At 59.8% G+C, this 371-nt stretch carries 1 pseudogene; it reads right to left on the minus strand.

Going from position 1 to position 371, the window contains the following annotated elements:
* Positions 1–91: 91 nt before the first annotated feature.
* Positions 92–232 (minus strand): annotated as a pseudogene (locus EN851_RS37545) (muramidase); the annotation flags it as partial.
* Between the last annotated feature and the right edge of the window lie 139 nt (positions 233–371).

Below are 371 nucleotides of genomic sequence, written 5' to 3' on the forward strand. Positions count from 1 at the left end.
CGAGCAGCGGCGCCGGCGGCTTGAAACGTGAAGCGCCCGACATCGACGCGGTCTCGACGGTTTTCTCCGTCGCGGCGGTCCTCACGCCCTTCGGCACCGAAGCGCTCGGCCGCACAACCGAGCTCGTCGTCTCGCTGGACGGCATCTGCATGGCATCGACGCCCGACGTGGACGAGCAGCCGGCAAGGCAAAGCGATGCAAATAGGAAACCGACGACCCCTGAAATCCGCATCTTGACCTGTACGCAATACAAAACAGACCGAAGGCAGGAACGGCGCCGCCGGACAATCAGGCCATTCCTAACGAGAAATTACCAACAAAGTTTGAATCAAAATTTACCTTTGATCGGACCGGGCGATTCGCGACGGTTG

The sequence above is a fragment of the Mesorhizobium sp. M8A.F.Ca.ET.208.01.1.1 genome (genome assembly GCF_004791315.1).
In the GTDB taxonomy this organism is placed as follows: Bacteria; Pseudomonadota; Alphaproteobacteria; order Rhizobiales; family Rhizobiaceae; genus Mesorhizobium.